Annotated in this window: 4 protein-coding genes and 1 tRNA gene; 4 read left to right on the top strand and 1 reads right to left on the bottom strand. The window is 70.8% G+C overall.

All coding sequences use genetic code 11. The annotated features are described in order from the left end of the window. Window positions 1-163 precede the first annotated feature (163 nt). The gene (gene clpX / locus C1I98_RS31710) at window positions 164-1,462 is read right to left on the bottom strand and encodes an ATP-dependent Clp protease ATP-binding subunit ClpX (protein WP_111171047.1); all 1,299 of its coding nucleotides are present in this window, start codon (window positions 1,460-1,462) and stop codon (window positions 164-166) included. A 376-nt stretch (window positions 1,463-1,838) separates the two neighbouring features. Between clpX and C1I98_RS31705 the strand changes: the two genes are divergently transcribed. From C1I98_RS31705 to C1I98_RS31690, 4 genes are all read left to right on the top strand, one after another. Next, window positions 1,839-3,422 (top strand): alpha/beta hydrolase, encoded by a 1,584-nt coding sequence (locus tag C1I98_RS31705; protein WP_199537357.1) that lies wholly within the window; start codon window positions 1,839-1,841, stop codon window positions 3,420-3,422. A 512-nt stretch (window positions 3,423-3,934) separates the two neighbouring features. After that, window positions 3,935-4,006, top strand: a tRNA-Cys gene (locus C1I98_RS31700). Between the two features lie 116 nt (window positions 4,007-4,122). Then, window positions 4,123-6,255: an NAD-dependent DNA ligase LigA gene (gene ligA, locus C1I98_RS31695; protein WP_111171045.1), complete on the top strand. Its 2,133-nt coding sequence runs from the start codon at window positions 4,123-4,125 to the stop codon at window positions 6,253-6,255. Between the two features lie 825 nt (window positions 6,256-7,080). Further along, on the top strand, window positions 7,081-7,610 hold a 530-nt coding region (locus tag C1I98_RS31690), incomplete at its 3' end, for a lytic polysaccharide monooxygenase auxiliary activity family 9 protein (RefSeq protein WP_111171044.1).

Raw genomic sequence — 7,610 nt, 5'->3', positions numbered from 1 at the left:
AAGTCCGCCTGACGCCGCGGAGCAGACCCGGGAGCCCGCCCCCGGCCGCAGCGAACTCCTGGCCCTGCTCACCGACGACCCGGTGCCCACGGGCCCCTGACCCGCTCCCGGCCGTGGTGAGCCGCTTGCGGGCGGGGCGGGCTCCCGGGTCTGCTCCGCGGCGTCAGGCGGACTTGTCGCGGCGTTCGGATCCGCGGTCGAGATGGTCGCGGGGCACCAGGGTCGGGTTGACGTTGTCCAGTACGGTGTCGCGGGTGACCACGACCCGGGCCACGTCGTCGCGGCTCGGCACCTCGTACATCACGTTGAGCAGGACCTCCTCGACGATCGCCCGGGTGGCCCGCGCGCCGGTGCGGCGCAGCAGCGCCTGGTCGGCGATGGCGCCGACGGCGTCGCCGTCGAAGACCAGCTCGACGCCGTCCAGCTCGAAGAGCTTTTGGAACTGCTTGATCAGCGCGTTGCGCGGCTCGGTGAGGATCCGCGTCAGCGCCGTGCGGTCCAGCGGCTGGAACGTGGTGACCACGGGCAACCGCCCGACCAGCTCGGGGATCAGCCCGAACTTCAGCAGGTCCTCCGGCATGACCCCCGCGTAGGGGTCGCCGGTCTCGCGGTCCTCCCCGGTGCGCAGCGTCGCGCCGAACCCGGCACCCTTGTGCCCGGCCCGCTGCTCGATGATCCGGTCCAGGCCGGCGAACGCCCCGCCCACGATGAACAGCACGTTGGTGGTGTCGATCTGGATGAACTCCTGATTGGGATGCTTGCGCCCGCCCTGCGGGGGCACCGAGGCGGTGGTGCCCTCCAGGATCTTCAGCAGCGCCTGCTGCACGCCCTCACCGGAGACATCCCGGGTGATCGACGGGTTCTCGCTCTTGCGGGCGATCTTGTCGATCTCGTCGATGTAGATGATCCCGGTCTCGGCCTTCTTGACGTCGAAGTCGGCCGCCTGGATCAGCTTGAGCAGGATGTTCTCGACGTCTTCACCGACGTAACCGGCCTCGGTCAGCGCGGTCGCGTCGACGATCGCGAACGGCACGTCGAGCATCCTGGCCAGCGTCTGCGCGAGGTAGGTCTTGCCGCAGCCGGTGGGCCCGATCAGCAGGATGTTGGACTTGCCCAGCTCGACCGGCTCCTCGTGCGAGGAGTCGCGCCTGCTGCGCCCGCCGCCCGACCGGATGCGCTTGTAGTGGTTGTAGACCGCCACCGACAGCGCCTTCCTGGCGTTCTCCTGGCCGACGACGTAGCCCCGCAGGAACTCGTTGATCTCCTGCGGCTTGGGCAGATCACCGTGCCCGGCGTCGGCGGTCTCCTCCAGCTCCTCCTCGATGAGCTCGTTGCACAGCTCAACGCATTCGTCGCAGATGTAGACACCGCCGGGACCCGCGATGAGCTTGCGGACCTCTTTTTGGCTCTTGCCGCAGAACGTGCACTTCAGCAGATCACCGCGGTCACCGATGCGTGCCACTCGGAACGTCTCCTCTATGGGGGGCAGAGGGTCACGGGCGACGCCGCCAGGCGCCGGATGCCCGAGTCGGGGGCGCGCACCCCGCCTTCCGATGGTACGGCGAGTGCGCGGCGGACGATGCGCCCCGGCGGAATAGTGGACGCCATTTGGGCCGGTCCGCTCGGCTCATGCTTGCGGATGAGGGGCCGGCATCGCCGTACCGGCCTTCGTGCTGGGCCTTTGACGCACGGTACCCCGGAAGATGCGCGCATGCAGACGAAACGCTGGTACGTGAGGGGGAAGCCTCCCATCCTTATGGCCGATGGCCGTGGGCCGTCGGGGGCCCGGAGAATCTGGACGTCGAGATCAAGAACCCACGCCGGTGATTGGAGATCACGTGCGTAGAACGGTTCCGTTGCTCGCCGCCGCCCTGGCCGCGCTGGTGGGGTTATCCCCGCTCGCGCCCGCCCAGGCGGCTCCCGCGGCGCCCGCCGCCCCCTCCGGCGGCCCGGCGATCGCCTGGCAGCCGTGCCCGGAGGACCCGACGGCCGATTGCGGCACGCTCGCCGTACCCGTGGACTGGAAGAACCCGGGCGGGCCCACCATCGACCTGGCCCTGGCCCGGCGCAAGGCCACCGACCCCGCGGCCAGGGTCGGCTCGTTGCTGATCGACCCCGGCGGGCCGGGCGGCTCAGGGGTCGACTTCGCCCTCGCCGCCGGCACCTACTTCAGCGCAGAGCTGAACCGTCGCTTCGACATCGTCGGCTTCGACCCGCGCGGTGTGGCCAGGAGCCGGCCCATCGTCTGCTCGGCAGAACTCGCGGGTCAGGCCCCCTACCCGGTCATCAAGAGCCAGACCGAGTTCGACGCCTGGCGTGACTTCGCCAAGCGGCTGCGCGCCGACTGCCGGGCCCGCACCGGGCCGCTGTTCGACCATGTGGACAGCGGGAGCGTGGCCCACGACATGGACGCCATCCGCGCCGCGCTCGGCGAGGAGAAACTGACCTACTACGGCATCTCCTACGGCACCCTCATGGGGCAGATGTACGCCGAGCGCTTCCCTGGCCGGGTCCGGGCCCTCGCCCTGGACAGCAACATGGACCACAGCCTGGGCACCGGTCCCTTCCTCTACACCGAGGCCCACACCGCCCAGGACTCCTTCGACGAGTTCGTCAAGTGGTGCGGCGAGGAGAGCCGGTGCGCGCTGCGCGGCCGGGACGTGCGCGCGTTCTGGGCGAGCCTGCTGGACCGCGCCGACCGCGGCGAACTCAGGTACCCCGGCGAGCCCGACTACCGGCTCACCCGGCTGGACGTGATCGGCATCGCCTTCAGTGCCTTCTACGGGCCGGCGTGGTACGAGCTGGCCGAACTCCTCGTGGCCATCGACGCCGGCGCGCAGCGCCCGCCGGCCTCGGCGGCCCGCCTGGCGGCGCACGCCCCGGAGCGGCGGCACGCGGGGACGGCTCCGGACGAGGTGGAGATCCCCACCCAGGTCTTCTGCGAGGACTTCCGGCTGCCGGTGCGCGACTACAAGGAGTATGCCAAGCACCTGCGCCGCTCCAAGGCCATCGCGCCGGACATGGAGCTCAGCCCGGCCGCCGTCTCGGTGCTCGCGTACTGCCTGAGCGAGCCGGACCCGATCCCCAACCCGCAGCACCGCCTGCGGGTGAACGGCACGCCGCCGCTGCTGCTCGGCAACGCGCTGCACGACCCGGCCACCGGCTATGTGTGGGCGGTCAACGCCGCCGCCCAGATCGGGAAGGAGGCCCGGCTCGTCACGTACGAGGGCTGGGGACACGGCATCTACGGCCGTGGTGAGTGCACCACGGGCGCGATCGACGACTATCTGATCTCGCTCAAGCCGCCGGCGCGTGGGACACGGTGCGCGGCCGTGCCGCCGGAGCCTCCGGCCACGGCCCAGAACAGGTCCCGGCCGCGGCCGCCCGCGTCGCCGCTGCTGCCGCACGTTCCGCTCTGGTGACGCCACCCCGCTGAACCGGCGGACGCGAACACCGTGAAGGCCCGGCCCTTTGGAAGGGCCGGGCCTGTGCGGATAATCGATCCGGCGGCAATCCAGGAATATCGCGCCACTGTTTGACGTGGCGGATAATCGCGATTAGCATTGTGCCTGCAAAGAACGGTGGTTCATGGTGGGGCATCAGGCTCCCGGCCGCCGGACGGATGAGACGGCAGGAGTCAGATGATGAACAGGGAGGCGGCGGTCACCGTGGCCCGCTTCACCTGCGATCTGGGCCTCTCGTCCTGTTGTCGCGCCTGACGCGCGCCCTTCTCTCTTTCCCGTGCCGCCTGCCGGCGGCGATCCCCGTGGTCGGCATAGCGGTTTTCATGCCGTCTCGGAAAACATTTCCGCGCTGTGCGGATCTGTAATTCCTTCGTGCTTTCCAATGGCGCGAAATTCGACAATGAGCCCGCCGTGGCGCAAATGGAGGGCTCACAAACGGCCGGCCGTACGCCGGCGCGTGTGACACATATGGCCGTGTGCCCGAGTGGTTGAGGGAACCGCCTGCAAAGCGGTGTACGCCGGTTCGATTCCGGTCACGGCCTCCGATCACGCCGCCCGCCCCGCGCGGGGGGGGCGTTCGCCGTCCACAGGGCGACCGCCCAGCTCAGCGCCCGGTGGCGGACGTGAAAATGTCGGTGGGCCGCGACATCATGACATCATGAGCGACGCCCTCGCGACGACCCCCGCGGTCTCCGCGCCCGTGCCCCCAGCGCCTGCGACCAGCGCGCCCGCGATCACCGCGATCCCCGACGAGACCGCCTACGCGGAGGCGGTGCAACTCGCCCTCGACGCCGCGGCGGCCTATTACCGCGACGGCACCTCCGCGCTCGACGACGACGCCTACGACCGGCTGGTGCGCGGCATCGCCGCCTACGAGCGGTCCCACCCGGGGCAGGCGCTGCCCACCTCGCCGACCGGCAAGGTGGCGGGCGGGGCGGTGGTCGGCGACGTGCCGCACACCGTCCCGATGCTCTCGCTCGACAACGTCTTCGGCGCGGGGCAGCTCGCCGACTGGGCCGCGTCCCTGGAGCGCAGGCTGGGCCGGCCGGTCGAGGCGTGGAGCGTCGAGCCCAAGCTCGACGGGCTCGCCGTCTCGGCCCGCTACCGTCACGGCCGCCTGACCCAGCTCGTCACCAGGGGCGACGGCAGCGCGGGCGAAGACGTCTCGCACGCGATCGGCACCATCGTGGGCCTGCCCGGCGAGCTGGCCGAGCCGCACACCGTGGAGGTGCGCGGCGAGGTGATGATGACGGCGGAGCAGTTCGAGGCGGCCTGCGCCAAGCGCCGCGCCCACGACGGCACGACGTTCGCCAACCCGCGCAGCGCCGCGGCCGGCACGCTGCGCGCGCAGGACCGGCCCTACGTCTGCGAGCTGACGTTCTTCGCGTACGGCGTGCTGCCGCCGCCCGGCGACGAGTCCGAGCTCGCCACGGGGCTGCGCGAGATGCGGCACAGCGCGGTCATGGAGTGGGCCGCCGGGCAGGGCGTGCAGACCACCGCCGCCACGCCCGTGGCCGGCGTCGTCGCCACCACCCTCGACCAGGTCAACGAGCGGGTCGAGCAGATCGCCGCGGCCCGCGCCGAGCTGGCCTTCGCGATCGACGGCATCGTGATCCGCTGCGACCTGGCCGCCGACCAGGCCCAGGCGGGTTTGAGCTCGCGCGCCCCGCGCTGGGCCGTCGCCTACAAGCTGCCCGCGGTGGAGAAGATCACCAAGCTGCTCGCCGTCGAGTGGAACACCGGGCGCACCGGCATCATCGCGCCCCGGGCCGTGCTCGAACCGGTCGAGCTCGACGGCAGCGTCGTCACCTACGCGACCCTGCACAACGTCGCCGACATCGCCCGCCGCGGCCTCATGCTGGGCGACAGCGTGGTCGTCTACAAGGCCGGCGACGTGATCCCGCGGGTGGAGGCCCCGGTCGTCCACCTGCGCACCGGGCAGGAGCGCCCGATCGAGATCCCGGAGGTCTGCCCGTCCTGCGGCGACGCGATCGACGCCTCCCAGGAGCGGTGGCGCTGCGTGCGCGGCCGGGCCTGCCGGGTGATCACCTCTGTAAGCTACGCGGTCGGCCGCGACCAGCTTGACATCGCCGGCCTGGGCGAGAACCGCATCCTGCAGTTGCTGGAGGCCGGGCTGATCGCCGACTTCGCCGACCTGTTCTACCTCACCGCCGACCAGGTGCTCGGCCTTGAGCGGATGGGCGAGCTCAGCACCACCAACCTGCTGGCCGCCATCGAAGAGGCCAAGGGCCGCCCGCTCAGCCGGGTGCTGTGCGCACTCGGGGTCCGCGGCACCGGCCGCTCGATGAGCCGCCGGATGGCCCGCCACTTCGGCTCGATGGACGCCATCCGCGCCGCCGACGCCGAGGCGATTCAGGCCGTCGAGGGCATGGGCCCGGAGAAGGCCCCCGTCGTGGTGGCCGAGCTCGCCGAGTTGGGGCCGGTCATCGACAAGCTGGTGGCGGCCGGGGTCAACATGACCGAGCCCGGTGTGACCCCACGCCAGGCGGACGACGAGGAGGAGGCGGCCGTCTCCGCCGACCTGCCCCTGTCGGGAAAGTCGGTCGTCGTCACGGGCGCGATGAGCGGCCCGCTGGAGACGTTCTCCCGCAACCAGATGAACGAACTCATCGAACGAGCCGGCGGCCGCGCCTCCTCCAGCGTCTCCGCCCGCACCGACCTCCTGGTAGCGGGCGCGAAGGCCGGCTCCAAGCAGGCCAAGGCCGCAAGCCTCGGCATCCACATCCTCACCCCGGAAGAGTTCGCCGCCCTGCTCACCGACATCCTCTGAGCATCCACCCGACAGTGCCCGAGGCGCCTCGCTCCGAAGGTGGACGCAGTCGAGGGTGATGTCTCCGACCGCCCTTCCCGCGTAAGGCGGAAATACGCGGCAGGAGCAGTTCGGCGGGTGTCCGGCAAGCGGTGGATCTTGTGGGCGGAGCCGCGGTACGCGGTGGGCCGGGGCGCGCCGCGCCGATGAACGGCCGGAACCGGTGGATCTTGCGGTGTTGAACTGGAGATGCGCACCGCGGGCAGCTCGAAGGTGATGTCAGTCCCTACCGCCGTTCAAGCGTAGGCGGACACACCCGGCGACAGCCTCTCGCGGAGTGGTAGAACTTTCTCGCAGCCGGAGCGGGCGACCTGCGCTATGTCCGGGCCACCACCCACCCGGCGGGCGGGGCGGTTCACCGGTGTGCGGCAAACGGTGGATCTTGGGCGCGGAGCCTGAGGCGTGTGCCGGGGCCTGCGCACACTGTGTTTCCATCGCCACGGTGGGTGTGGCCCAGGGCGTACTACACCGACGAGCGGTCATGTTCCCGCGATGGGCGGGGGCGGGCCGATGGCGCTGAGTGCTCGCTCGCGCCGGGAGATGGTGGCCATAACACGAAGCGCTGGAAAGACGTTCCCCCGGCCGGGGCGGCTTCCGGGTGCCGGGCCGGTGCGGGCGTACCCGGTGTCCTGGTCACGAGGCCGTGAGGGGCGGGTCGGTCGTGCCGCCTGGGCCGGTGTTCGGGAGGGTGCCCGATAGCACGGGGGAGGGACCTGTTCGACCTTTTCTAGTTAAGAAACTTTCCTTTAGCTTGGGGGCACCCCTCCAGCCGGAAGGATGCGTGACATGCGAAAACTGATCACAGTCGTGTTCACGGTGCTCGTCGCCGTGGGGGCGACGGTGTTCGTGGCGCCCCCCGCCTCGGCGCACGGCTTCATCTCCGACCCACCGAGCCGCCAGGCCAACTGCGCGGCCGGAAAGGTAAGTGACTGCGGCGACATCATCTGGGAGCCGGACGCCGTCGAAGGTCTCAAGGGCCAGCGCAACTGCAGCGGCGGTGACGGCCGCTGGGCGCCGCTCGACGACGACTCCAAGGCGTGGCCCGTCGCCAACGTCGGAAACACCGTGAACTTCAAGTGGATCATCACGGCCAACCACTCCACCAGCACGTGGGAGTACTTCATCGGGGACACCCGGGTCGCGGTGTTCAACGACCACGGCAGGCAGCCCGGGACCAGGGTGACCCACACGGTGAACCTCGGCGGTCACACCGGCCGGATCAAGCTGCGCGCGGTCTGGAACATCGCCGACACCGCGATGGCCTTCTACAACTGCGTGGACCTCCAGGTCGGCCCGGGCGGCCCCCAGCCCACTCC

This window comes from Spongiactinospora gelatinilytica (assembly GCF_003236385.1).
Taxonomy (GTDB): domain Bacteria; phylum Actinomycetota; class Actinomycetes; order Streptosporangiales; family Streptosporangiaceae; genus Spongiactinospora; species Spongiactinospora gelatinilytica.
This window is presented reverse-complemented; position numbering and strand designations above follow the sequence as displayed.